This is a genomic window from Streptomyces sp. TRM64462, assembly GCF_013362995.1.
In the GTDB taxonomy this organism is placed as follows: Bacteria; Actinomycetota; Actinomycetes; order Streptomycetales; family Streptomycetaceae; genus Streptomyces.
Genome location: NZ_JABWDV010000368.1, coordinates 16,889 through 38,962 on the forward strand (window position 1 = coordinate 16,889; position 22,074 = coordinate 38,962).

The 22,074-nt window shown below is 72.6% G+C and carries 20 protein-coding genes; 11 read left to right on the plus strand and 9 right to left on the minus strand.

The window, feature by feature from the left end; translation table 11 throughout:
- Nucleotides 1–34 precede the first annotated feature (34 nt).
- From ligD to HTZ82_RS20410, 3 genes are all read left to right on the plus strand, one after another.
- On the plus strand, nucleotides 35–1,045 hold the full coding sequence (gene ligD / locus HTZ82_RS20400) for a non-homologous end-joining DNA ligase (protein WP_175410872.1): 1,011 nt from the start codon (nucleotides 35–37) through the stop codon (nucleotides 1,043–1,045).
- 14 nt (nucleotides 1,046–1,059) lie between these two features.
- The gene (locus tag HTZ82_RS20405) at nucleotides 1,060–1,887 is read left to right on the plus strand and encodes a VOC family protein (RefSeq protein WP_175410873.1); all 828 of its coding nucleotides are present in this window, start codon (nucleotides 1,060–1,062) and stop codon (nucleotides 1,885–1,887) included.
- A gap of 243 nt (nucleotides 1,888–2,130) precedes the next feature.
- The gene (locus HTZ82_RS20410; RefSeq protein WP_309235591.1) at nucleotides 2,131–2,364 is read left to right on the plus strand and encodes a WhiB family transcriptional regulator; all 234 of its coding nucleotides are present in this window, start codon (nucleotides 2,131–2,133) and stop codon (nucleotides 2,362–2,364) included.
- A gap of 24 nt (nucleotides 2,365–2,388) precedes the next feature.
- Here the strand turns inward: HTZ82_RS20410 and HTZ82_RS20415 are convergent, their stop codons facing one another.
- The 3 genes from HTZ82_RS20415 to HTZ82_RS20425 all read right to left on the minus strand — a co-directional run bounded on the left by HTZ82_RS20415 (nucleotide 2,389) and on the right by HTZ82_RS20425 (nucleotide 5,959).
- The gene (locus HTZ82_RS20415; RefSeq protein WP_175410875.1) at nucleotides 2,389–3,363 is read right to left on the minus strand and encodes an acyl-ACP desaturase; all 975 of its coding nucleotides are present in this window, start codon (nucleotides 3,361–3,363) and stop codon (nucleotides 2,389–2,391) included.
- Between the two features lie 116 nt (nucleotides 3,364–3,479).
- Entirely contained in the window at nucleotides 3,480–5,180 is a 1,701-nt protein-coding gene (locus tag HTZ82_RS20420; protein WP_175410876.1) for an ABC-F family ATP-binding cassette domain-containing protein, read from the minus strand.
- A 362-nt stretch (nucleotides 5,181–5,542) separates the two neighbouring features.
- Complete coding sequence (locus HTZ82_RS20425) at nucleotides 5,543–5,959, minus strand: SsgA family sporulation/cell division regulator (protein ID WP_175410892.1); 417 nt, start codon at nucleotides 5,957–5,959, stop codon at nucleotides 5,543–5,545.
- Between the two features lie 110 nt (nucleotides 5,960–6,069).
- Here HTZ82_RS20425 and HTZ82_RS20430 point away from each other — a divergent pair, with 110 nt between their 5' ends.
- Entirely contained in the window at nucleotides 6,070–6,780 is a 711-nt protein-coding gene (locus HTZ82_RS20430) for an endonuclease V (RefSeq protein ID WP_175410877.1), read from the plus strand.
- A gap of 98 nt (nucleotides 6,781–6,878) precedes the next feature.
- Here HTZ82_RS20430 and HTZ82_RS20435 read toward each other — a convergent pair whose 3' ends face one another.
- Nucleotides 6,879–8,087 carry a trans-acting enoyl reductase family protein gene (locus HTZ82_RS20435; RefSeq protein ID WP_175410878.1) on the minus strand — a complete coding sequence of 403 codons (1,209 nt, stop codon included), beginning with the start codon at nucleotides 8,085–8,087 and terminating at the stop codon, nucleotides 6,879–6,881.
- Nucleotides 8,088–8,285: 198 nt separating this feature from the next.
- Between HTZ82_RS20435 and HTZ82_RS20440 the strand changes: the two genes are divergently transcribed.
- Genes HTZ82_RS20440 through HTZ82_RS20455 form a run of 4 tightly spaced genes read left to right on the plus strand, consistent with a single transcriptional unit; the run spans nucleotide 8,286 to nucleotide 14,077 of the window.
- Complete coding sequence (locus HTZ82_RS20440) at nucleotides 8,286–9,437, plus strand: CaiB/BaiF CoA-transferase family protein (RefSeq protein ID WP_175410879.1); 1,152 nt, start codon at nucleotides 8,286–8,288, stop codon at nucleotides 9,435–9,437.
- Nucleotides 9,434–10,576: an acyl-CoA dehydrogenase family protein gene (locus HTZ82_RS20445; protein ID WP_175410880.1), complete on the plus strand. Its 1,143-nt coding sequence runs from the start codon at nucleotides 9,434–9,436 to the stop codon at nucleotides 10,574–10,576. Before HTZ82_RS20440 ends, HTZ82_RS20445 begins: the two co-directional genes overlap by 4 nt.
- A 59-nt stretch (nucleotides 10,577–10,635) precedes the next feature.
- On the plus strand, nucleotides 10,636–11,850 hold the full coding sequence (locus HTZ82_RS20450; RefSeq protein WP_175410881.1) for an acetyl-CoA C-acetyltransferase: 1,215 nt from the start codon (nucleotides 10,636–10,638) through the stop codon (nucleotides 11,848–11,850).
- A gap of 37 nt (nucleotides 11,851–11,887) precedes the next feature.
- A complete protein-coding gene (locus HTZ82_RS20455) occupies nucleotides 11,888–14,077 on the plus strand; it encodes a 3-hydroxyacyl-CoA dehydrogenase NAD-binding domain-containing protein (protein WP_175410882.1) in 2,190 nt (729 codons plus the stop codon).
- Nucleotides 14,078–14,085: 8 nt separating this feature from the next.
- Here HTZ82_RS20455 and HTZ82_RS20460 read toward each other — a convergent pair whose 3' ends face one another.
- A complete protein-coding gene (locus HTZ82_RS20460) occupies nucleotides 14,086–14,844 on the minus strand; it encodes a MerR family transcriptional regulator (protein WP_175410883.1) in 759 nt (252 codons plus the stop codon).
- Between the two features lie 113 nt (nucleotides 14,845–14,957).
- Here HTZ82_RS20460 and HTZ82_RS20465 point away from each other — a divergent pair, with 113 nt between their 5' ends.
- Both HTZ82_RS20465 and HTZ82_RS20470 read left to right on the plus strand, forming a co-directional pair.
- Nucleotides 14,958–15,449: a macro domain-containing protein gene (locus HTZ82_RS20465; RefSeq protein ID WP_175410884.1), complete on the plus strand. Its 492-nt coding sequence runs from the start codon at nucleotides 14,958–14,960 to the stop codon at nucleotides 15,447–15,449.
- 112 nt (nucleotides 15,450–15,561) lie between these two features.
- Nucleotides 15,562–16,356: a GNAT family N-acetyltransferase gene (locus HTZ82_RS20470; RefSeq protein WP_175410885.1), complete on the plus strand. Its 795-nt coding sequence runs from the start codon at nucleotides 15,562–15,564 to the stop codon at nucleotides 16,354–16,356.
- Here HTZ82_RS20470 and sph read toward each other — a convergent pair.
- Nucleotides 16,335–17,342, minus strand: a complete 1,008-nt coding sequence (gene sph / locus HTZ82_RS20475) for a sphingomyelin phosphodiesterase (RefSeq protein ID WP_175410886.1) — start codon at nucleotides 17,340–17,342, stop codon at nucleotides 16,335–16,337. The genes HTZ82_RS20470 and sph overlap by 22 nt on opposite strands.
- A gap of 200 nt (nucleotides 17,343–17,542) precedes the next feature.
- On the opposite strand from sph, the gene HTZ82_RS20480 reads away from it, so the two are divergent.
- A complete protein-coding gene (locus HTZ82_RS20480; protein ID WP_175410887.1) occupies nucleotides 17,543–18,421 on the plus strand; it encodes an oxygenase MpaB family protein in 879 nt (292 codons plus the stop codon).
- Here the strand turns inward: HTZ82_RS20480 and HTZ82_RS20485 are convergent.
- The 3 genes from HTZ82_RS20485 to HTZ82_RS20495 are packed head-to-tail and all read right to left on the minus strand — an operon-like array spanning nucleotide 18,393 to nucleotide 21,642.
- Complete coding sequence (locus tag HTZ82_RS20485; protein ID WP_175410888.1) at nucleotides 18,393–19,817, minus strand: GH1 family beta-glucosidase; 1,425 nt, start codon at nucleotides 19,815–19,817, stop codon at nucleotides 18,393–18,395. The genes HTZ82_RS20480 and HTZ82_RS20485 overlap by 29 nt on opposite strands.
- Before the next feature lie 53 nt (nucleotides 19,818–19,870).
- Nucleotides 19,871–20,749, minus strand: coding sequence for a carbohydrate ABC transporter permease (locus tag HTZ82_RS20490; RefSeq protein ID WP_175410889.1), 879 nt, complete (start codon nucleotides 20,747–20,749; stop codon nucleotides 19,871–19,873).
- Nucleotides 20,746–21,642 (minus strand): carbohydrate ABC transporter permease, encoded by an 897-nt coding sequence (locus HTZ82_RS20495; protein ID WP_175410890.1) that lies wholly within the window; start codon nucleotides 21,640–21,642, stop codon nucleotides 20,746–20,748. Before HTZ82_RS20495 ends, HTZ82_RS20490 begins: the two co-directional genes overlap by 4 nt.
- Nucleotides 21,643–22,074 lie beyond the last annotated feature (432 nt).

Below are 22,074 nucleotides of genomic sequence, written 5' to 3' on the forward strand. Positions count from 1 at the left end.
GCGTGCCATGTCGTGGCCGCTTACCGTGGCGCCTATGGCAGATGCGGTGCAACTGGAGGCCGGCGGGCGGAGCGTCCGCCTGTCCAACCCGGACAAGGTGTACTTCCCGGAGCGCGGCTTCACGAAGCTGGACGTCGCCCGCTACTTCCTCGCCGTCGGCGAAGGCATCACCCGCGCGCTGCGCGACCGGCCGACGACGCTGGAACGCTTCCCCGACGGCGTCGACGGCGAGTCGTTCTTCCAGAAGCGGGCCCCCAAGAACCTCCCCGACTGGATCCCGACCGCCCACATCGCCTTCCCCAGCGGCCGCTCCGCCGACGAGATCCGCCCCACCGAGGTCGCAGCGGTCCTATGGGCCGCGAACCTCGGCACGCTGACCTTCCACCCGTGGCCCGTACGCGGCGACGCCACCGACCACCCCGACGAGCTGCGCATCGACCTCGACCCCCAGCCGGGCACCGGCTTCGCCGAGGCGGTGCTCGCGGCGCACGAGCTGCACGCGCTGCTCGACGAGCACGGGCTGCGCGGCTGGCCCAAGACGTCCGGCGGGCGCGGCCTGCACGTGTTCGTACCGATCGAACCGCGCTGGACCTTCACCGGCGTGCGCCGGGCGGCCATCGCCGTCGGCCGGGAGCTGGAGCGGCGGATGCCGGGCCAGGTCACCACCAAGTGGTGGAAGGAGGAACGGGGCGAGAAGATCTTCGTCGACTACAACCAGACGGCGCGCGACCGGACCATCGCCTCCGCCTACTCCATCCGCCCCAAGCCGCACGCCCCCGTGTCGGCGCCCCTGCGCTGGGACGAGCTGGACGACGTCGACCCCCGGGACTTCGACCTGGCGACCATGCCGGTGCGGTACGCGGACCACGGCGACGTGCACGCCGACATCGAGGAGCACGCCTTCGGCCTGGAGACCCTCCTGGAGCTCGCGGAACGCGACGAACGCGACCACGGGCTCGGCGACCTGCCGTACCCGCCGGACTACCCGAAGATGCCGGGTGAGCCCACCCGCGTCCAGCCGAGCCGCGCCAAGAAGACCTCGTGAAGGAGCTCGTCCGTATGCTCACCACCCGTTTCGTCACCGGCGCGCCGAACTGGGTCGACCTCGGGACACCCGACCTCGAAGGGGCCCGGTCCTTCTACGGTGCGCTGTTCGGCTGGACGTTCCAGGACGCCGGGCCCGAGGCGGCCGGGTACGGGATGTTCCGGCAGGGCGGCAGGACCGTCGCGGGCGGCATGACCGTACCGGCCGACCAGGGGCCGCCCGCGTGGACGCTGTACTTCCAGACGCCCGACGCCGACGGGGCCGCCACGGCCGTACGGGAGGGCGGCGGCAGCGTGGCGCTCGACCCGATGGACGTCATGGACCTCGGCCGGATGGCCCTGTTCACGGACCCGACCGGCGCCGGCTTCGGCGTGTGGCAGCCGGGCGAGAACAAGGGCCTCGACGCGGTCGGCGAGCCGAACACGCTGTCGTGGACGGAGCTGTACACGCCGGACCCGGTGGCCGACCTGTCGTTCTACGACCTGGTCTTCGGCATGGAGGCGCACACGGCGGAGACGGGCGGGCCCGGTGGCGGCGCCTACACGCTGCTCCAGCCGTCGGGCACGGGCCAGGCCTCGATGAGCGACGCGTTCGGCGGGGTGGTCCCGCTCGCGGACGACCCGGCGGAGGCCGCCGGGGGCCCGTCGTGGACGCCGTACTTCGAGGTCGGCGACGTCGACGCGGCGGTGGCCGAGGCCCAGCGGCTGGGCGGCGAGGTGCGGCGCGCGCCCTCGGACCTGGCCGGGCTCGGCCGCTGCGCGAAGCTCACCGACCCGTACGGAGCGCGCTTCGCGGTCCTGCGCACCGGCGGCGCGGGCGGCACCGGCGGCGCCGGCGCGTGACACGCCCGCAGCGAACTCCTTGCCCCGTCACCGTACGCGGGCCCATCCTGACGGGGCGCGACCGGTCCGCCGGGCGTTGATCACTCGTTGACCGGCTGTTTATCCCGGGCGGGCAGCGTGTCCGGTATGCCGATCAACCGCACCGCCGTTTCCACCGATTCCGCCCGTGCCACCGATTCCGCCCGTGCCACCGGTTCCGTCCGTGCCGTCGGTTCCGCCGACCGTGAACTCGCGTGGCACGAGATCGCCCTCTGCGCCCAGACGGGCCCCGAGCTCTTCTTCCCCGAGCCGGGGTCGTCGACCCGCGAGGCCAAGCTGCTCTGCGGCGGCTGCGAGGTGCGCGGAGCCTGTCTGGAGTACGCGCTGGCGCACGACGAGCGGTTCGGCGTCTGGGGCGGCCTCTCCGAGCAGGAGCGGCACGCCCTCAAGCGCCGGCGGCAGTCCGGGCGCGACCGGCGGCACGCGGGGAGCCGCTGACGGACCCGCCCGCCCGGGGCGGATTCAGCGGGCGGCGCGGGCCGCCATCCGGGCCTTGCGCGCGGCGAGCTTCTCGTCGAACTTGGCCGCCTCCGTGTCCAGGCCGTTCATGTACAGCCCCAGCTCCTCCTGCGCCTTCAGCCCCTCCGGGCCGAGCCCGTCGATGTCCAGGACCTTCAGGAAGCGCAGCACCGGCTGCAGCACGTCGTCGTGGTGGATGCGCAGGTTGTAGATCTCGCCGATGGCCATCTGCGCGGCCGCGCGCTCGAACCCCGGCATGCCGTGGCCCGGCATCCGGAAGTTCACGACGACGTCCCGGACCGCCTGCATGGTCAGGTCGGGCGCGAGCTCGAACGCCGCACCCAGCAGGTTCCGGTAGAACACCATGTGCAGGTTCTCGTCGGTCGCGATGCGCGCCAGCATCCGGTCGCACACCGGGTCGCCCGACTGGTGGCCGGTGTTGCGGTGCGAGATACGCGTCGCCAGCTCCTGGAACGCCACGTACGCCACCGAGTGCAGCATCGAGTGCCGGTTGTCCGACTCGAAGCCCTCACTCATGTGGGCCATCCGGAACTGCTCCAGCTTGTCCGGGTCCACGGCGCGCGACGCGAGCAGGTAGTCACGCATCACGATGCCGTGCCGGCCCTCCTCGGCGGTCCAGCGGTGCACCCAGGTGCCCCAGGCGCCGTCCCGGCCGAAGAGGGTCGCGATCTCGTGGTGGTAGCTCGGCAGGTTGTCCTCCGTGAGCAGGTTCACGACCAGCGCGATCCTGCCGACGTCCGACACCTTCGACTGCTCCGGGTCCCAGGGCTCCCCGTCCTCGAAGAGCCCCGGGAAGTTCCGGCCGTCCGACCACGGTACGTACTCGTGGGGCATCCAGTCCTTGACCACCTTCAGATGGCGGTTGAGCTCCTTCTCGACCACCTCTTCCAACGCGTACAGCAGCCGGGCATCGGTCCACTCCGCCGAACTGCCGAGGTGGGGAGAGGTGAGGGTCACGGGGGCTCCTGGGGGCTGGATCATTACCTACGGGCTCGTAGGTTACGAAACCGTAGGTTAAGCAGCTCGTAAGGGCGCCGCCAAGCCCGTGCGGAGCAATGCCCGGTTACGTTCCGTTATGTGGAGTGAAGTCGTCCGCCTCCCTCGCCGGCCCGCTCGTCGGATGTCGCGGGGCGCAGCCCGCCGTCGTCCAAGGCCAGCCACCGCGTGATGCCGATGGACCGGAGGAACGGAAGATCGTGACCGGCCACGATCAGCGCGCCCTCGTACGCCTCCAGCGCCGTTGTGAGACTGCGCACACTCGCCATGTCCAGGTTGTTCGTCGGCTCGTCCAGCATCAGCAGCTGCGGCGCGGGCTCCGCGAGCAGCAGCGCGGCCAGCGCCGCCCGGAACCGCTCGCCGCCCGACAGCGTCCCGGCCGGCTGGTCGGCCTTCGCGCCGCGGAACAGGAACCGCGCCAGACGGGCCCTGACCCGGTTCGGTGTGGCCTCGGGCGCCTGCCGCGCCACGTTCTCGAAGACGCTCAGCCCGTCGTCCAGGACGTCGAGGCGCTGCGGCAGGTACCGCACCGGAACCCGCGTCACCGCCTCGCCCGCGAGCGGCTCCAGCTCACCGGCGATCGTGCGCAGCAGCGTCGACTTGCCCGACCCGTTCCGCCCGACGAGGGCGATCCGCTCGGGCCCCCGTACGTCCAGTCCACCGCGCAGCCGCAGACCGTGACGTAGCGTCAGGTCGTGCAGGAGCAGTACGTCCCGGCCCGGCGGCACCGCCGTGTACGGCAGCTCGACGCGGATCTCGTCGTCGTCCCGTACTGCCTCCACGGCCTCGTCCAGCCGCTCACGCGCCTGCTCCAGGCGTCTGGTCTGGAGGGTGCGGTGCTTGCCCGCCGAGACCTGCGCGGCGCGCCGGCGTTCGTTGGCCACGGCCCGGGGGACGACCTTGTTGTCGGCGCTCTTCTGCCCGTACCGCCTGCGCTTCGCCAGTTTCCGCTGCGCCTCGCCGAGTTCGCGGCGCTGCCGCCGTACGTCGGATTCGGCGACGCGCACCATGCGCTCGGCCGCCTCCTGCCCGGTGGCGACGGCCTCCTCGTACACCGAGTAGGGGCCGCCGTACCAGGCGATGTCACCGTCGCGCAGCTCGGCGATGCGGTCGACGCGCTCCAGCAGCGCGCGGTCGTGGCTGACCACGAGGAGGACGCCCGTCCAGGAGTCGACGGCCGTGTACAGCCGGCGCCGCGCGCCCAGGTCCAGGTTGTTCGTCGGCTCGTCCAGCAGCAGCACCGCGGGCCTGGCCAGCAGGAGGGCGGCGAGCCGCAGCAGGACGCACTCGCCGCCCGACATCTCGCCGACGGTCCGGTCCAGGCCGATGTGGCCGAGCCCGAGCTGGTCGAGCGCGGCGCGTGCCCGCTCCTCCACGTCCCAGTCGTCGCCGACGGCCGTGAAGTGCTCCTCGCGCACATCGCCCGACTCGATGGCGTGCAGGGCGGCCCGCGTGCGAGCGATGCCGAGCGCCGCGTCGACCCGCAGCCCCGTGTCGAGGGTGGCGTTCTGCGGCAGGTAGCCGATCTCGCCGGTGGCGCCGACGGTTCCGCCGGTCGGGGTGAGGGCCCCGGCGAAGAGCCGCAGCAGGGTCGACTTGCCGGAGCCGTTGCGGCCGATGAGCCCGGTCCTTCCGGGGCCGACCGCCAGGTCGAGACCGTCCAGGACCGGGGTGCCGTCCGGCCAGGAGAAGGCGAGGCCGGAGCAGCGCAGCGCGGTGGAGGCGGCGGCAGCGGAGACGGAGGAAGGGGAGGAGGAAACAGAGGGGTGGTGTGACATACGGGTCTCCCGGTTGCGCGAGAAGGTGGCGGGGGCAACGGGTGAGACACCGGGACGGCGACCTGCCCGCGCGGCGGAACAGCGCGGCACGGGGGAGGGAGGCAGGAGGACGGGCTCGTGCTCCGAGGTCGCACAGGGCGGCACGCACAGCGCGGAGACGCGGACTGTGGTGCGGCGCGGTGTCTCAAGACCTCAGAAGAGCAATGTCCTACTCCGATCGGCAGGTGAAGGGGCCGGGAAGAACGCTAGGCGGCAACACTGCGGAGCGGCAACCGAATTACCGGCCCGCAGGGCCTGGCCCGCAGGACCTGGCCCGGAGGGCCTTGCCCGCACGACCGGCCCCGACGACCGGCCCGCGGGTTTCAGTGCGCGTCGCGCAGCAGCTCGGCCAGGTCGTGGTCGAGGTCCAGGAACAGGTGCTCGCACCCGGCGGGCACCAGGTGGCGGCTGCGCTGGAGGAAACGGCGCACGTCGGAGGAGCGGACATGGACCATGGCGACGCCCTCGGGTGCGTGGAACTCCAGGACCGTGCGGTCGCCGCCGTATGGGCGGACGCGTACGTCCCCGCATCCGGCGGGCGCGTCGAGCCCGGCCGCGAGCAGGTCGCGCGAGAACTCCCACACCACCTCGACGCCCTCCAGCGTCGCCGGCGCGGGGAACGCCATCCGTACGGCGAACGGGTCGCCGCAGTCGTAGCGCAGGACCGCCGGCACGACGTCCATACAGGGCGCGGACGCGACGAGACGGGCTGCCACGGCCTGCTCGATGACGGTCGACAAGTCCTGCTCCCTCATTGGCTCCGCCTTGCTATGGGGGAGGACGACGAATCCGGCCACGGCGTGCACGCGCCGGGGTGTGACCTGCGTCACAGTCGTAGGGTGGCGGCACTATGACGATCATCGAAGCGCCCGCCGACTGGCCCGCCGACGAGCAGGAGGCCCTGGCCGTCCAGGACGCCCTGCGCTGCCGCGTCGTCCTGGACGAGCCGGGGCCGCCGTCCGGCGACGGCCTCGTGACCGGGGTCGACGTGGCCTACGACGACGAGCGCGACCTAGTCGCGGCGGCCGCCGTCGTCCTCGACGCCCGCACCCTCGACGTCGTCGAGGAGGCGACCGCGGTCGGCCGCGTGTCCTTCCCGTACGTTCCCGGCCTGCTGGCCTTCCGGGAGATACCCGCCGTGCTCGCCGCCCTGGACGCGCTCTCCACCGGCCCCGGCCTGGTCGTCTGCGACGGGTACGGGCGGGCCCACCCGCGGCGCTTCGGGCTGGCCAGTCACCTCGGCGTCCTGACGGGCCTGCCGGTGATCGGCGTCGCCAAGAACCCGTTCACGTTCACCTACGAGGAGCCGGGGCGGCGGCGCGGCGCCTCGGCCCCGCTGCTCGCCGGGGAGGAGGAGGTGGGGCGGGCTCTCCGCACGCGTGACGAGGTCAAACCGGTCTTCGTGTCGGTGGGGCACCGCGTCACGCTGGACAACGCCTGCGCCCACACCCTGGCCCTCACGCCCCGGTTCCGCCTCCCGGAGACCACCCGCCACGCCGACGCGCTGTGCCGCCGGGCCCTCAAGGCCGCGGCGGCCGCGGCTGACGCACCGCCTGACTGACGCCTCCGCCGCGCCCCGAGGTCAGGCAGGGCGGCGGCACGGGGGCGGGAGGCGGCGCGCCGCGCGGGGGCCGGGTGCGGGAGGCGGACGCACCGCGCTCAGCGGGCGTCCACCACTCGGAACCGGATGCCCGCCGCACGCAGCCGGTCCAGGAGCGCGTCGCCCATCGCGACAGCCGTCGTGACCTGCCCTGACACCGGCCGCAGCGCGTCGAAGGCCAGGCACAGGGCCGATTCGGCGAGCATCTTCGCCGTCTCGTCGTACCCCGGGTCGCCGCCCGACACCTCCGTGAGCACGCGCCGCCCGCCGCCCTCGCCGACGAACCGGACCGTGAACCAGCTGCGCGCCCTGCGCTCCGCGTCGGGGCCCCGCCCCGGCTCGTACCGGTCCATCAGCGCCCGCCGCGCGGCGGGCAGCTGCGCCAGGGCCAGGCCCGCCCCGACGGCGGCCATTCCGCCGAGGGCGACCGGCAGGGACCGTACGGCGGCGTAGTGGCGGTACCGGAAGTCGGGCCCGTACAGCGGCAGGGCCGCCGCCGAACGCCGCACGACGCGCGGGTCCAGCGTCGGCAGCGGCAGCGCCCACGCGCCCGTCTCGCGGCTGAACCGTGGCGCGGACAGCGGCGCCCGCACCCGGCGCCCCGGGCGGCGCGGCTCGTGCAGCCGCCGCTCACGGGCCGCCCGCAGCGTCTGCCGGCCGCGGCTCATCACGGTGAGCGCCGACGCGAAGGTGCCGCCGGAGAACAGGGCGCCCGCCCGCACGAACCCGTCGACGCGCAGCGGCACGTCACGCGGCAGCTGCCGCACCGTGAAGTACACGCCCAGGTCGTGCGGTACGGAGTCGAAGCCGCAGGCGTGCACGAGCCGCGCCCCGGTCTCACGCGCGCGTGCGTCATGGCGTACGTACATCAGGTCCACGAACTCGGGTTCGCCCGTGAGGTCCACGTAGTCCGTGCCCGCGTCCGCGCAGGCCGCCACCAGCGGCTCGCCGTACCAGATGTACGGGCCGACCGTCGTGGCCACGACCCGTGCGGAGCCCGCCAGTTCGCGCAGGGACTCCGGGTCGCCCGAGTCGGCCACGAGCAGGGGCAGCCCGGCGCAGTGCGGGTGGTCGGCGGTGAGCCGGTCGCGCAGCCGCTCCAGGCGGTCCCGGCTGCGCCCGGCGAGCGCCCACCGGCACGTGGCGGGGGCGTGCGCGGCGAGGTGGCGGGCGGTCAGCTCGCCCACGAAACCGGTCGCCCCGAACAGCACCACGTCGTACGCCCGCGGCGCCCCGTCTCTCGCGCCCGTCCCGTCCCGCGTGTCCATCCGGCCTCCCGTACCGCTTCGGTGCGCTGCTGTGAGGAGGCAGAGGTTAGCGGTCGCCGCGTGGACGGCCGTCCGCGGGCCGGCCGGGGCCCGGGGCGGTTGTCCACAGGGCTTGTGCGCGGTGGAACGTGTTCTTAACATCATCACTGTTACAGCAGTAGTGTCACAGTGTGGCGCGGTAAGGGGAGCGAGGGACGCATGGCAGCAGCGACAGGGGGGAACGGCCCGCTCGACGGCGTGCGGGTCGTCGAGCTGGCCGGCATCGGGCCGGGCCCGTTCGCCGCCATGGTCCTGGCCGACCTCGGCGCCGACGTCGTACGGGTCGACAGGCCCGGCGGCGCGGGCATCGGCATCGACCCGGCGTACGACCTCACGAACCGCAACAAGCGCTCCGTCCTCGTCGATCTCAAGGCCGACGACGGCCCGGGCCGCGTCCTGGACCTCGCCGCCCGCGCCGACGTCCTCATCGAGGGCTATCGGCCGGGCGTGGCGGAGCGCCTCGGCATCGGCCCCCGCGCCTGCCACGCCCGCAACCCGAAGCTGGTGTACGGCAGGATGACCGGCTGGGGCCAGGAAGGCCCGCTCGCCACACGCGCGGGGCACGACATCGCGTACATCGCCCTCACCGGTGCCCTGTCCCTGACCGGCGGCTCCCCGGACCAGCCGCCGCCGGTGCCGGCCAACCTCCTCGGCGACTACGCGGGCGGCGCCCTCTACCTCGCCGTCGGGGTGCTCGCCGCCCTCCACCACGCCCGCTCCCCGGGCGGAACGGGGCAGGTCGTCGACGCGGCCATCACGGACGGCACGGCCCACCTCGCCACGATGATCCACGGCATGCTGGCCGCCGGCAGCTGGCAGGACCGCCGCGGCGGCAACCTCCTGGACGGCGGCAGCCCCTTCTACGGCACGTACGAGACCGCCGACGGGCAGTACATGGCGGTCGGCGCCCTGGAAGAGCGGTTCTACGACGAGTTCGTCCGGCTCCTCGGCATCGCGGACACCGTCCCGCCCCGCGCCGACCTCGCCCGCTGGGGCGAACTGCGCGCCGCCGTAGCCGACCGCTTCCGCGCCCGCACGCGCGCGGAGTGGACGGCCGTGTTCGAGGGCACGGACGCCTGTGTGGCGCCCGTCCTGTCGCTGCGCGAGGCGCCCGAGCATCCGCACCTCGCCGCCCGCGGCACGTTCACCGACCACGGCGGGATCACCCAGCCCGCCCCCGCCCCCCGGTTCTCCGCGACACCCGGATCCGTACGCCGCCCGCCCGCGCAGCCGGGCGCCGACGCAGACGACGTCGCCCGCGACTGGGACGTACCGAGCATCCGCACCGCAGACAGCAGGAGGCCCCAGTGAAGCGCCGCATCTTCAGCGCCGAGCACGACGCGTTCCGCGACACCGTCCGCGCCTTCCTCGCCAAGGAGGTCCAGCCGCACTACGCGCAGTGGGAGAAGGACGGCATCGTCGCGCGCGAGGCCTGGCGCGCCGCCGGCCGCCAGGGACTCCTCGGCCTCGCCGTACCCGAGGAGTACGGAGGCGGCGGCACCCCCGACTTCCGCTACAGCGCCGTCCTCGCCGAGGAGTTCACGCGGGCCGGCGCACCGGGCCTCGCCATCGGCCTCCACAACGACATCATCGGCCCCTACCTGACGTCGCTCGCCACGGACGAGCAGAAGCGCCGCTGGCTGCCCGGCTTCTGCAGCGGCGATATCATCACCGCCATCGCCATGACCGAACCTGGCGCCGGCTCCGACCTCCAGGGCATCCGCACCACCGCCGAGGACAAGGGCGACCACTGGCTGCTCAACGGCTCCAAGACGTTCATCTCCAACGGCGTCCTCGCCGACCTGGTGGTCGTCGTCGCCAAGACCACACCCGAGGGCGGCGCGCACGGCCTGTCCCTGCTCGTCGTCGAACGGGGCATGGACGGCTTCGAGCGGGGCCGCAACCTCGACAAGATCGGCCAGAAGGCCCAGGACACGGCCGAGCTGTTCTTCCACGACATCCGCGTCCCCAAGGACAACCTGCTGGGCGAACTCCACGGGGCATTCGTCCATCTGATGACCCATCTCGCGCAGGAGCGGCTGGCCATCGCCGTCGCCGCCGCCGCGGGCGCCGAGCACCTGCTGGAGATCACCACCGCGTATGTGAAGGAGCGTGAGGCGTTCGGCCGGCCCCTCGCCCGGCTCCAGCACGTCCGCTTCGAGATCGCCGAGCTGGCCACCGAGTGCGCCGTCACCCGCGCCTACGTCGACCGCTGCATCGAGGACCACGCCGCAGGCGAACTCGACGCCGTCCACGCCTCCATGGCCAAGTGGTGGGCGACCGAACTCCAGAAGCGCGCCGCCGACCGCTGCCTCCAGCTCCACGGCGGATACGGCTACATGACCGAGTACCCGGTGGCCCGGGCGTTCACCGACGGCCGGATACAGACCATCTACGGCGGCACCACCGAGATCATGAAAGAGATCATCGGCCGCTCCCTGCTCGCCTGACCGCCCACCCCGCCCCGACGGCCCCGTCCGCCGAACCACTCTCGCGAAAGGCCTGACCAGTGACCACCGAAGCGTACGTGTACGACGCGATCCGCACCCCGCGCGGCCGCGGCAAGGCGAACGGAGCCCTGCACGGCACCAAGCCCATCGACCTCGTCGTCGGCCTCATCCACGAACTCCGCGACCGCTTCCCCGGCCTCGACCCGGCCGCGATCGACGACATCGTCCTCGGCGTCGTCGGCCCCGTCGGCGACCAGGGCTCCGACATCGCCCGCATCGCGGCGATCGCCGCCGGACTCCCGGACACGGTCGCCGGCGTCCAGGAGAACCGCTTCTGCGCGTCCGGCCTGGAGGCCGTCAACCTCGCCGCCGTCAAGGTCCGCTCCGGCTGGGAGGACCTCGTCCTCGCGGGCGGCGTCGAATCCATGTCGCGCGTGCCCATGGCCTCCGACGGCGGCGCCTGGTTCGCGGACCCCATGACCAACCTCGCCACGAACTTCGTCCCCCAGGGCATCGGCGCCGACCTCATCGCCACCATCGAAGGCTTCTCGCGGCGCGACGTCGACGAATACGCCGCCCTGTCCCAGGAGCGCGCCGCGGCCGCCTGGAAGGACGGCCGCTTCGCCCGGTCCGTCGTCCCCGTCAAGGACCGCGCGGGACTGACCGTCCTCGACCACGACGAGCACCTGCGCCCCGGCACCACCGCCGACTCGCTCGCCAGGCTGAAGCCGTCGTTCGCGGACATCGGGGAGCTCGGCGGCTTCGACGCCGTGGCGCTCCAGGAGTACCACTGGGTCGAGAAGATCGACCACGTCCACCACGCGGGCAACTCCTCCGGCATCGTCGACGGCGCCGCCCTCGTCGCCATCGGCTCCAAGGAGGTGGGCGAGCGGTACGGGCTGACGCCCCGCGCCCGCATCGTGTCCGCCGCCGTGTCCGGGTCCGAGCCCACCATCATGCTCACCGGACCCGCGCCCGCCACCCGCAAGGCGCTCGCCAAGGCCGGGCTGACCATCGACGACATCGACCTCGTCGAGATCAACGAGGCCTTCGCCGCCGTCGTCCTGCGCTTCGCCAAGGACATGGGCCTGCCCCTCGACAAGATCAACGTCAACGGCGGCGCCATCGCCCTGGGCCACCCCCTCGGCGCCACCGGAGCGATGATCCTCGGCACCCTCGTCGACGAGCTGGAGCGCCAGGACAAGCGCTACGGCCTCGCCACGCTCTGCGTCGGCGGCGGCATGGGCATCGCCACCGTCGTCGAACGCCTCTGACCCGTCCCGTCCCCACCCCCGTTACGGAGAACCAGGAATGAGCGAGAGCACCACCATCCGCTGGGAACAGGACGAGACCGGTGTCGTCACCCTCGTCCTCGACGACCCGAACCAGTCCGCCAACACCATGAACCAGGCGTTCCGCACGTCGATCGCCGCGATCGCCGAACGCGCCGAGGCCGAGAAGGACTCCATCCGCGGCATCATCTACACCTCCGCGAAGAAGTCCTTCTTCGCGGGCGGCGACCTCAAGGACATGATCAAGGCCGGCCCGGCCGAGGCCCGGCAGGTCTTCGACGCCGCCGCCGGCATCAAGGACGCGCTACGCCGCATCGAGACCCTCGGCAAGCCCGTCGTCGCCGCCGTCAACGGCACGGCCCTGGGCGGCGGATACGAGATCGCCCTCGCCGCCCACCACCGCATCGCCCTCGACGCGCCCGGCTCCAAGATCGGCCTGCCCGAGGTCACCCTCGGCCTGCTGCCCGGCGGCGGAGGCGTCACCCGCACCGTACGCCTCATGGGCATCGCCGACGCCCTGCTGAAGGTCCTCCTCCAGGGCACCCAGTACAACCCGCGGCGCGCCCTGGAGAACGGCCTCGTCCACGAACTGGCCGCCACACCGGACGAGATGCTCACCAAGGCCCGCGCGTTCATCGACGCGCACCCCGAGTCCCACCAGCCCTGGGACGTCCCCGGCTACCGGATCCCGGGCGGTACACCGTCGAACCCCAAGTTCGCCGCGAACCTGCCCGCGTTCCCCGCGAACCTGCGCAAGCAGCTCAACGGCGCCCCTTACCCGGCGCCGCGCAACATCCTCGCGGCCGCCGTCGAGGGCTCGCAGGTCGACTTCGAGACCGCGCTCACCATCGAGGGCCGCTACTTCACGGAGCTGGTCACCGGCCGGACCGCGAAGAACATGATCCAGGCGTTCTTCTTCGACCTCCAGGCCGTCAACGCCGGCCGCAGCCGCCCCGCGGGCGTCGAGCCGCGCACCGTCCGCAAGGCCGCCGTGCTCGGCGCCGGCATGATGGGCGCCGGCATCGCCTACGCCTGCGCGAAGGCGGGCATCGACGTCGTCCTCAAGGACGTGTCCGTCGAGGCGGCCGAGAAGGGCAAGGCGTACTCCGAGAAGCTGTGCGCCAAGGCGGTGCAGCGGGGGCGCACGACCCAGGAGAAGGCGGACGCGCTGCTCGCCCGTATCCACCCGACCGCCGAGGCCGCCGACCTGGCGGGCTGCGACGCCGTCATCGAGGCCGTCTTCGAGGACACCGCGCTCAAGCACAAGGTGTTCCAGGAGGTCCAGGACGTCGTGGCGCCCGACGCCCTGCTCTGCTCCAACACCTCGACGCTGCCCATCACCTCGCTGGCCGAGGGAGTGGCGCGCCCGGCCGACTTCATCGGGCTGCACTTCTTCTCGCCCGTCGACAAGATGCCGCTCGTCGAGATCATCAAGGGCGAGCGGACCGGTGACGAGGCGCTCGCCCGCGCCTTCGACCTGGTCCGGCAGATCAACAAGACCCCGATCGTCGTGAACGACTCGCGCGGCTTCTTCACCTCGCGGGTGATCGGCCAGTTCATCAACGAGGGCGTCGCGATGGTCGGCGAGGGCGTCGAGCCCGCGTCGGTCGAGCAGGCGGCGGGCCAGGCCGGCTACCCGGCGAAGGTGCTGTCCCTGATGGACGAACTGACGCTGACGCTGCCCCGCAAGATCCGCAACGAGACGCGGCGCGCCGTCGAGGAGGCCGGCGGCACCTGGCGGGTGCACCCGGCGGAGGCCGTCATCGACCGCATGGTCGACGACTTCGGTCGCACCGGCCGCAGCGGCGGCGCCGGCTTCTACGACTACGACGAGAACGGCAAGCGCGCCGGTCTCTGGCCGGGCCTGCGCGAGCACTTCACGAAGCCCGACGCGGACGTGCCCTTCGAGGACATGAAGGAGCGCATGCTGTTCTCGGAGGCGCTGGACTCGGTGCGCTGCCTGGAGGAAGGCGTCCTCACGTCGGTCGCCGACGCCAACATCGGCTCCGTCATGGGTATCGGCTTCCCCGCGTGGACCGGCGGCGTCCTCCAGTACATCAACGGCTACGACGGCGGCGCCGGGGGAGGGGTCGGCCTGCCCGGCTTCGTGGCCCGCGCCCGTGAGCTGGCGGAGCGGTACGGCGAGCGGTTCGAGCCGCCGGCGCTGCTGCTGGAGAAGGCGGAACGAGGCGAGACGTTCACGGACTGAGCATCCGCCTACTCGGCGGCCTCCTGCTCGGGGGCGCGGAAGGCGGCCCGCAGCTCATCCGTCAATGAGCGCTGGAACGCGGTGACGAGCGCCTGCACCACCAGCGGCTGCATGTGCGCGGACAGCGACTTCATCGCCTTGACGCGCTGCGGGTCCTCCGGGTCCGGCTCGCGCTCCCGGTAGGGGTTCCACACCTCGTCCCGGAACAGCCGGGTCAGCTCGTGCGCCGCCTCGCGCGTGTGCTCCACCAGCACCGTGCGGGCGGCCACGAGCGTCTCGTGCGGGATCGGCACGTCGAGGAGCTGCACGCCGAGCCGCAGCAGCCCGAGGTCCACCCGCAGGACGCCCTCGACGTCCGTACCGGACAGCACGTCCATGGAGGTGAGCAGCTCCAGGTCGGCGTCGCTCAGCCCCCGCCCGACCCGCCGCTCCAGCTCGGCGCGGGTCAGCTCCTCGCTCGTGTCGGGCGCCCACGTCGCCACCAGCGCCCGGTGCATCGCCAGATCCTGGGCGTTCACGTCCGGCGGCAGCTGCTCCAGGTACCGCTCGATGGCCGCCAGGGTCATGCCCTGGTGCTGGAGCTCCTCGATGAGCGCCAGCCGCGCCAGGTGCTCCGCCCCGTACCGCCCGACCCTGCGGGGCCCGATCACCGGGGGCGGCAGCAGGCCGCGCGTGCTGTAGAAGCGGATGGTGCGTACGGTGACACCGGCCCGGGCGGCGAGCTCGTCGACGGTGTACGCCGGCTGCGGCTGGGTCTCGGTCGCCATGCGGGGGCCTCGCTTCCGGCTGTGGTGTCGCACTGGTGCAACAGTATTGCTGTCTCACCACCACTGTGAAAACGGGTCGGCCGATGTCAGTGCCGGATCGTACGGTGGTTCGCATGACGGGGACCGCGACACAGATCGCCTACGCACGGGGGGACGCCACGGCACCGGCCGGCGAAGGCGTCAAGATCATCGCTCATGTCTGCAACGACCTGGGCGGCTGGGGCAAGGGCTTCGTCCTCGCCCTCTCCCGCCGCTGGCCCGAGCCCGAGGCGGCCTACCGGCGCTGGCACCGCGACCGCGCCCGCAACGACTTCGGCCTCGGCGCCGTGCAGTACGTGCAGGTGGGCTCCTACCTCTGGGTGGCCAACATGGTGGGCCAGCACGGCATACGCACCGGCGGCAAGGGCGTGCCCGTGCGGTACGAGGCGATCGGCACCGCCCTCGGCTCCCTCGCCGCCAAGGCTGCCGAGCTGGGCGCCTCGGTCCACATGCCGCGCATCGGCTGCGGCCTCGCCGGGGGCATATGGGCGCGGATCGAACCCCTGATAACCGACCGCCTGGCCGCGCACGGCATCCCGGTGACGGTCTACGACCACGGCGACTGACGGGAGCGGCCCCCGCACGGCCACCGCACGGCCCCGCTCGGTCGCCGTTCTCCGGTGCGGGGGCGGGGAAAACGGATGGCTGACATGCGGGGCCGCGTGTTGAAGTGGCCGTATGGATCACAAGGGCGTGCTCGACCTGTACGACCGGGCCCTGCGGCGCGACGCCCGGCCCGACGGGCCCGGGTGCCGGGTGGAGCGGGACGGGGACGTCGTACGGCAGACCGGGCCCGCGCACGCGTGGAACGGGGTGTTGTGGTCGGACCTGACCGCCGACCGCGCCGACGCGGCGATCGACGCGCAGGTGCGGCACTTCGACGCGCTGGGCCTGGGCTTCGAGTGGAAGCTCCACGCCCACGACACGCCCCACGACCTCGGCGCCCGGCTCCGCGCTGCCGGCTTCGAACCCGAGCCCGAGGAGGCGCTGATGGTCGCCGAGGCGGCGCGCCTCGCCGCCCCGCCGGAGCTCCCCGACGGCGTGGAGCTACGGGACGTCACACGGCCCGAGCACGTCCGTCTGATGAGCGACGTCCACGAGGAGGCGTTCGGCACGGACGCGACCTGGCTGCGCGAGCGGCTGCTGGAACAGCTCGCCGCGCAGCCGGACACGGTCGCCGCGGTCGTCGCCCTGGCCGACGGCAGGCCCGTCGCCTCGGCCCGCCTGGAGACGGTGCCCGGCACCGACTTCGCCGGGCTGTGGGGCGGCGGCACCGTACCCGAGTGGCGCGGCCGCGGCCTCTACCGCGCCCTCGTCGCCCACAGGGCCCGCATCGCCGCCGCCCGCGGCCACCGCTACCTCCAGGTCGACGCCTCCGACATGAGCCGCCCGGTCCTGCGCCGCCTCGGGTTCGCGGTGCTGTCCACCACCACCCCGTACGTCCGGCAGCCTCAGCGGCCGACCACCGGGTAGTGGTCCGACAGGTTCGTGTAGGTGTACTGCCTGCCCCAGCTCGACACGGTCCAGGGCGCGCTCTGCTCCTTGACCACGTCGTTCGTCCAGCCCGACGGCCGGACATGGCCGGCCCGGTGCAGCACGTAGTCGAGGTCCTCGCGCGGGTCGCTCGGGTAGCGGTCCGCCGCGATGGAGTTCTCCGCCGTGTCGAACGAGTACGGGTGCCCGGTCCGCGCGTCCGCGCCCGCCAGGCCCGCGTCGGCGAGCATCGACCCGTACTCCGGCGTCCGCGAGTCCACGTTGAGGTCGCCGGCCACGATCACCTGCTCCGACGCCGGGATGCCCTTGGCGTCCAGGAACGCGTCCATCGCCTTGAACTGCCGGCTGCGCATCTGCGCCGCCTCGCCCGCCCCGCAGCCCGGGTCCGTCGACTGGGCGTGCGTCCCGACCACGTGCACCCGGGTGCCGTTCACATTCAGCACCACGTACACGAACCCCTTGTTGGAGTACCAGTCGGCGCCGCACGCGTCCTTGTAGACGTACTGCTCCTTGCGCAGGATCGGCCACTTGCTCAGCACGCTCACACCACCGTCCTCCGGCGTGAACGACGAGTACGCCCCGCCCGTGGCGTCCCAGCCCGTCTTGCTCCGCCCCAGCACCGGCGTCCGGTACGGGTACTCCGCGGCCGCGTTCTGCATCAGCGCGTCCGACGAGGAGTTGTCGAACGCCTCCTGGAGCACCACCACGTCGTGGCCCCGGAAGAACGGCGCCGCCGGTATCTCGGCGGCCCGGTGGTCCTGCCCCCAGTTCGGGTAGAGGCTCTTGCTGAAGAGGAACACGTTGTACGAAAGGACCTTCAGCCGCGGAGCCTCGGCGACGGTGCCCGAGGCCTCGGCGGCGCCCGCCGACGGCGCGGCGGCCGTCAGGGTCACCGCGGCGAGGGCCGCGGACACGGCAGCGGACAGGACAGCGCGCGGGGCGCGGCGGAGCAGGGGACGGCGCATGGAAACTCCCTACAGAGGTGGGGGGTTGGACACGGCGCCGCACATCAAATCAGCCACGGTTACTCTCCGGTAGATGCCGGATGGAGAAAATCTTGCGGCCACAGGGCGCGCGAACGAAGATCTCCCGATCACCCCTCGCCCCGCCCCGGAACCCGCTGATCGCATACTGGAAGTCCACCGACAGACCGGGAGCAGCCCGCATGAACCAGGCCGCCGCAGCCGACCCCGCACCGCCCCCGCCCGGCGGCGTCCTGTGGAGCCTCGCGGGCGACATCCGCGGCCTGCTCATGCTGCCATCGGCGCTCGCCCTCCAGGTCGCCCACCCCGCCGTCGGCGCCGGAGTCGACGAGCACTCCGTCTTCCGCACCGACCCCTGGGGCCGCGGCGAACGCTCCCTGCGCTCACTCCAGCTCTGGGTGTACGGCGGCGAGCAGGCCGCCGAAGAAGGCCGCAGGCTCCGCCGGCTGCACCGCACCATCCAGGGCACCGACACCCGCGGCCGCCCCTACCACGCCCTCACCCCGGCCAACTACGCCTGGGTCCACGCCACCGGCTTCCCCGTCCACCGCTACGCCGCCCGCTACCTGGTCCGCCCCATGACCGACGCGCAGGAGCGGCAGTTCTACGCCGAGTGGCTCCAGGTCGGCAGGATCCTCGGCATCCACGACCGCGACATGCCGCAGACCATCGAGGAGTTCTGGCCGTACTACCGCAAGATGCTCGCCGACGAGATCGAGATGACCGCCGTCGTCCGCGACCTCGTCACCACCGACCGGCCGCTGCCGCCGCCCGACCGCGGTCCCCTCCCGCTCCGCCTCCTCCTGCGCGCCCTGTGGCCGCTGCTCCAGCCGCGCTTCGCCCGCTTCCGCGCCTTCGTCACCGTCGGCTTCCTGCCGCCCGAGGCCCGCGAGGCGATCGGCCTGGAGTGGACCGACGCCCAGGAGCGCACACTGCGCCGCCTGAGCCGGGTCGTCCGGGCCGTCGTCCCCGCGCTCCCCGAGCGGCTGCGCTACCTCCCGCTGGCCAGGGAGGCGCGCCGGCGGTACAGGATCAGCCGGGCAGCCCGTTCCGCGCGATGACGTCCGCGTACCAGCGGGCGCTGTCCTTCGGCGTACGGCGCTGCGACGCGAAGTCCACGTGGACGATCCCGAACCGCTTGCTGTAGCCGTACGCCCACTCGAAGTTGTCGAGCAGCGACCACAGGAAGTAGCCGCGCACATCCACCCCGGCCGCGAGCGCCCGGTGCACCGCCGCCAGGTGCTGGTGCAGATACGCCACCCGCTCCGGGTCGTGGACCGCGCCCTCGGGGTCGGCGTAGTCGTCGTACGCCGCGCCGTTCTCCGTGATCACCAGCGGTACGTCCGGCAGCCCGTCGCGCAGCCGCGTCAGCAGCTCGTACAGGCCGTCCGCGTCCACCGGCCAGTCCATCGCCGTCCGAGGCCCGGGCGCCGGCTCGAACCGTACGTGCTCCTCCGCACCCGGCCACGGCGACGGGCCGTCGTGCGTCCCGGCGGCCACGACGGTCGGCGCGTAGTAGTTGATCCCCAGCGAGTCGATCCGCTCCGACGCGATCTCCAGGTCCCCGTCCCGTACGAACGACCAGTCCGTCAGCCCGGCCGTGTCCGCGACCAGGTCCTCCGGCAGCCGCCCGTGGAACACCGGGTCCAGGAACACCCGGTTGCCGAGCGCGTCGATCCGCCGCGCCGCGTCCCGGTCCGCCTCCGCGTCCGTCAGGGCCCGTACGGCATGCGGGTTGAGCGTCAGCGACACCTCGGCGTCCGCCGGCAGGGCCGCCCGCAGCGCCCGCACGGCGAGCCCGTGCGCCAGGTTCAGGTGGTGGGCCGCCCGCAGCGACGCGGCCGGTTCGGTACGGCCGGGGGCGTGCACCCCGGAGGCGTACCCCAGGAACGCGGCGCACCACGGCTCGTTCAGCGTCGTCCACGTGGCGACGCGGTCGCCGAGCGCGTCCGCGACGATGCCCGCGTACTCCGCGAACCGCTCGGCGGTCTCCCGCCGCGGCCACCCGCCGCCCGGGGCGGAGCCGCCGGGGGACGGACTCTCCAGCTCCTGCGGAAGGTCCCAGTGGTACAGCGTGGCGACGGGCCGGATACCGGCCGCCCGCAGCTCGTCGACCAGCCTCCGGTAGAAGTCCAGGCCCTTCTGCACGGCGGGCCCCCGCCCGGTCGGCTGCACCCGGGGCCACGCCACCGAGAACCGGTAGTCGGTCACGCCCAGGTCCTTCATCAGGGCGACGTCCTCGGACATCCGGTGGTAGTGGTCGGCGGCGATGTCCCCGGTGTCGCCGTTGCGGACCTTGCCCGGCGTACGGCTGAACGTGTCCCAGATGGACGGCGCACGGCCGTCCTCGGCGGCGGCGCCCTCGATCTGGTAGGAGGCGGTGGCGGTACCCCAACGGAACCCGGCGGGAAAGGCGAGCCCCGGCAGGGCCTGGGGACGCGCGTCAACAGCGGTCATGAGGAAGAGGACTCCCAACGAAGAGGAACGGACGAAACGCGCACCGGGGAAGGTCACCCCTTGACGGCGCCCTGCATGATGCCGCCGACGATCTGCCGGCCCAGCAGACCGAAGACGAGCAGCACGGGAAGCGTGCCGAGCAGCGTGCCCGCCATGATCACGGACTGGTCGTGCACATAGCCGCCGCCCAGCTGGCGCAGCGCGACCTGCACGGTCGGGTTCTGCGACGACAGCGCGATGATCGGCCAGAAGAAGTCGTTCCACGCGGCCATGAACGTCAGCAGCCCGAGCACGGCCATCCCGGGCCGGGCGATCGGCACGACGATCGACCAGAAGATCCGCGCCGTGGACGCCCCGTCCACCCGCGCCGCCTCGATCAGTTCGTCGGGCAGCGCCTGCACCAGGAACTGCCGCATGAAGAACACACCGAACGCCGACACGAGACCCGGCAGGATCACCGCCTGGAGCTGATTCACCCACCCCAGCTCGGCGACCAGCATGAACAGCGGGATCACCCCGAGCTGCGGCGGAATCATCATCGTCCCGACCGTGAGCGTGAGCAGCGCGCCCCGCCCCCGGAACCGCAGCTTGGCGAAGGCGAACCCGGCGAGCGTGCAGCACAGCACCGTGCCGACGGTGATCGACCCGGACACGATCAGCGAGTTGAGCAGCGCCTTCCCGATGTCCGCCTCTTCCAGGACGGCTTCGAAGTTCCGGATCAGGTTCGGCCCGGGCAGCAGCGAGGGCGGCACCTGCGCCAGGTCGGCGTTGGAACGGCTGGCGGCGACGACGGTCCAGTAGAAGGGGAACGCCGAGACGAGAACAGCCACGATCAAGATCGCATAGGCGAGCTTCCCGCCGTGCAGGGTCCTTCCGGCCCCCGACCTGTTCCGCTTCCGTTCGTGGGACGGCGGGGCGGCGAGCGCGGTCATCGGCCGGCCTCCTTGCGGGAACGGCGGCGCGCGAGCAGGGCGTTGACCCCCACGAGCACCACGATGAGCAGGAACATCACCCAGGCGATCGCGGCGGCCCGCCCCAAGTGGAAGAAGCCCCAGCCCTGCTCGTACATGTAGAGCCCGAGCGTCTGGTACTGGTGCGAGATGCCACCCGACACCGAGCCCTCGTAGAGCAGCGGCTCACCGAACAACTGGGTGGCGCCGATCGTCGACACGATGACCGTGAACACGATGGTCGGCCGTAGCCCGGGCAGCGTGACGTGCAGGAACTGCCGCCACCGCGAGGCACCGTCCATCTCGGCCGCCTCGTACAGCTCACTGGGGATGGACTGCATCCCGGCGAGATAGATGAGCGCGTTGTACCCGGTCCACCGCCAGATGACGATGGTCGACACGGCGACCTGCGAGGCCACGGTCCCGGTCTGCCAGTCGACCGGACTGACGCCGATCAGCCCCAGCGCGTAGTTCACCAGCCCGAAGTCCCGCCCGAAGAGCTGGGCGAAGACGAGCGTCGCGGCGGCGACGGAGGTGGCGTACGGGAGGAGCATCGCGGTACGGAAGAAGGTCCGCCCGCGCAGCTTGTAGTTGAGCAGATGGGCCAGCCCCAGCGCCATCACGAGCTGAGGCACGGTCGACAGGACGCCGATGGTGAACGTGTTGCGGAGGGAGATCCAGAAGAACTCGTCGCTGAAGAGCGCGACGTAGTTGCCGAGGCCGCGCCACTCCATGTCGCCGGGCGTCTGGAGCTCGACGCGGTACAGGGAGACGAACGCGGTGTAGATCAGCGGAAAGAGCCCGAAGGCGGCGAACAGCCCGAAGAAGGGAGCGATATAGGCATACGGGGAGACGGCGCGCCAGGCGCGGATCACGGTGCGGCCCTTCGGAGGAGGAAGCGAGTAACTAGGGGGCCCAGGCCCCCACCGGCGTGCGGTCGCCGTTCCGGCGGGAGGGGACGCGTAGGGGTCGCCCCCGCAGGATTGGCGGTGCCGAAACGCTTCGCGTTCCGGGGCCCGAGCCCGCCAATCCGAGGAGGTGAGCCCCGGAGCGGCCCCGACCCACGACGCACGGGTTCGCGTGGTGACCGCGAACAGGGGTGCGGGCGGCCGGTCCCTTTGTGCCCACCTGTCCCGCCCTGCGGGACACCTGCCCACAAAGGGACCGGCGGTACCGGGCCAGCGCGCCGCCCCACAGCGAAACCGGCGGTACCGGGCGAGCGTACCGGCCCACAGCGAAGCCGGCAGTCCCGGACGAGCGCACCACCGCCCACAGCAGAAGCGGCGGTACCGGCCAACGCACCGCCC

Coding starts and splice junctions, on each gene's coding strand:
- ligD (WP_175410872.1), top strand. CDS start 35: ATGGCAGATGCGGTGCAACTGGAGGCCGGCGGGCGGAGCGTCCGCCTG.
- HTZ82_RS20405 (WP_175410873.1), top strand. CDS start 1,060: ATGCTCACCACCCGTTTCGTCACCGGCGCGCCGAACTGGGTCGACCTC.
- HTZ82_RS20420 (WP_175410876.1), bottom strand. CDS start 5,180: ATGTCACACCACCCCTCTGTTTCCTCCTCCCCTTCCTCCGTCTCCGCT.
- HTZ82_RS20430 (WP_175410877.1), top strand. CDS start 6,070: ATGACGATCATCGAAGCGCCCGCCGACTGGCCCGCCGACGAGCAGGAG.
- HTZ82_RS20435 (WP_175410878.1), bottom strand. CDS start 8,087: ATGGACACGCGGGACGGGACGGGCGCGAGAGACGGGGCGCCGCGGGCG.
- HTZ82_RS20440 (WP_175410879.1), top strand. CDS start 8,286: ATGGCAGCAGCGACAGGGGGGAACGGCCCGCTCGACGGCGTGCGGGTC.
- HTZ82_RS20455 (WP_175410882.1), top strand. CDS start 11,888: ATGAGCGAGAGCACCACCATCCGCTGGGAACAGGACGAGACCGGTGTC.
- HTZ82_RS20460 (WP_175410883.1), bottom strand. CDS start 14,844: ATGGCGACCGAGACCCAGCCGCAGCCGGCGTACACCGTCGACGAGCTC.
- HTZ82_RS20465 (WP_175410884.1), top strand. CDS start 14,958: ATGACGGGGACCGCGACACAGATCGCCTACGCACGGGGGGACGCCACG.
- HTZ82_RS20470 (WP_175410885.1), top strand. CDS start 15,562: ATGGATCACAAGGGCGTGCTCGACCTGTACGACCGGGCCCTGCGGCGC.
- sph (WP_175410886.1), bottom strand. CDS start 17,342: ATGCGCCGTCCCCTGCTCCGCCGCGCCCCGCGCGCTGTCCTGTCCGCT.
- HTZ82_RS20480 (WP_175410887.1), top strand. CDS start 17,543: ATGAACCAGGCCGCCGCAGCCGACCCCGCACCGCCCCCGCCCGGCGGC.
- HTZ82_RS20485 (WP_175410888.1), bottom strand. CDS start 19,817: ATGACCGCTGTTGACGCGCGTCCCCAGGCCCTGCCGGGGCTCGCCTTT.
- HTZ82_RS20490 (WP_175410889.1), bottom strand. CDS start 20,749: ATGACCGCGCTCGCCGCCCCGCCGTCCCACGAACGGAAGCGGAACAGG.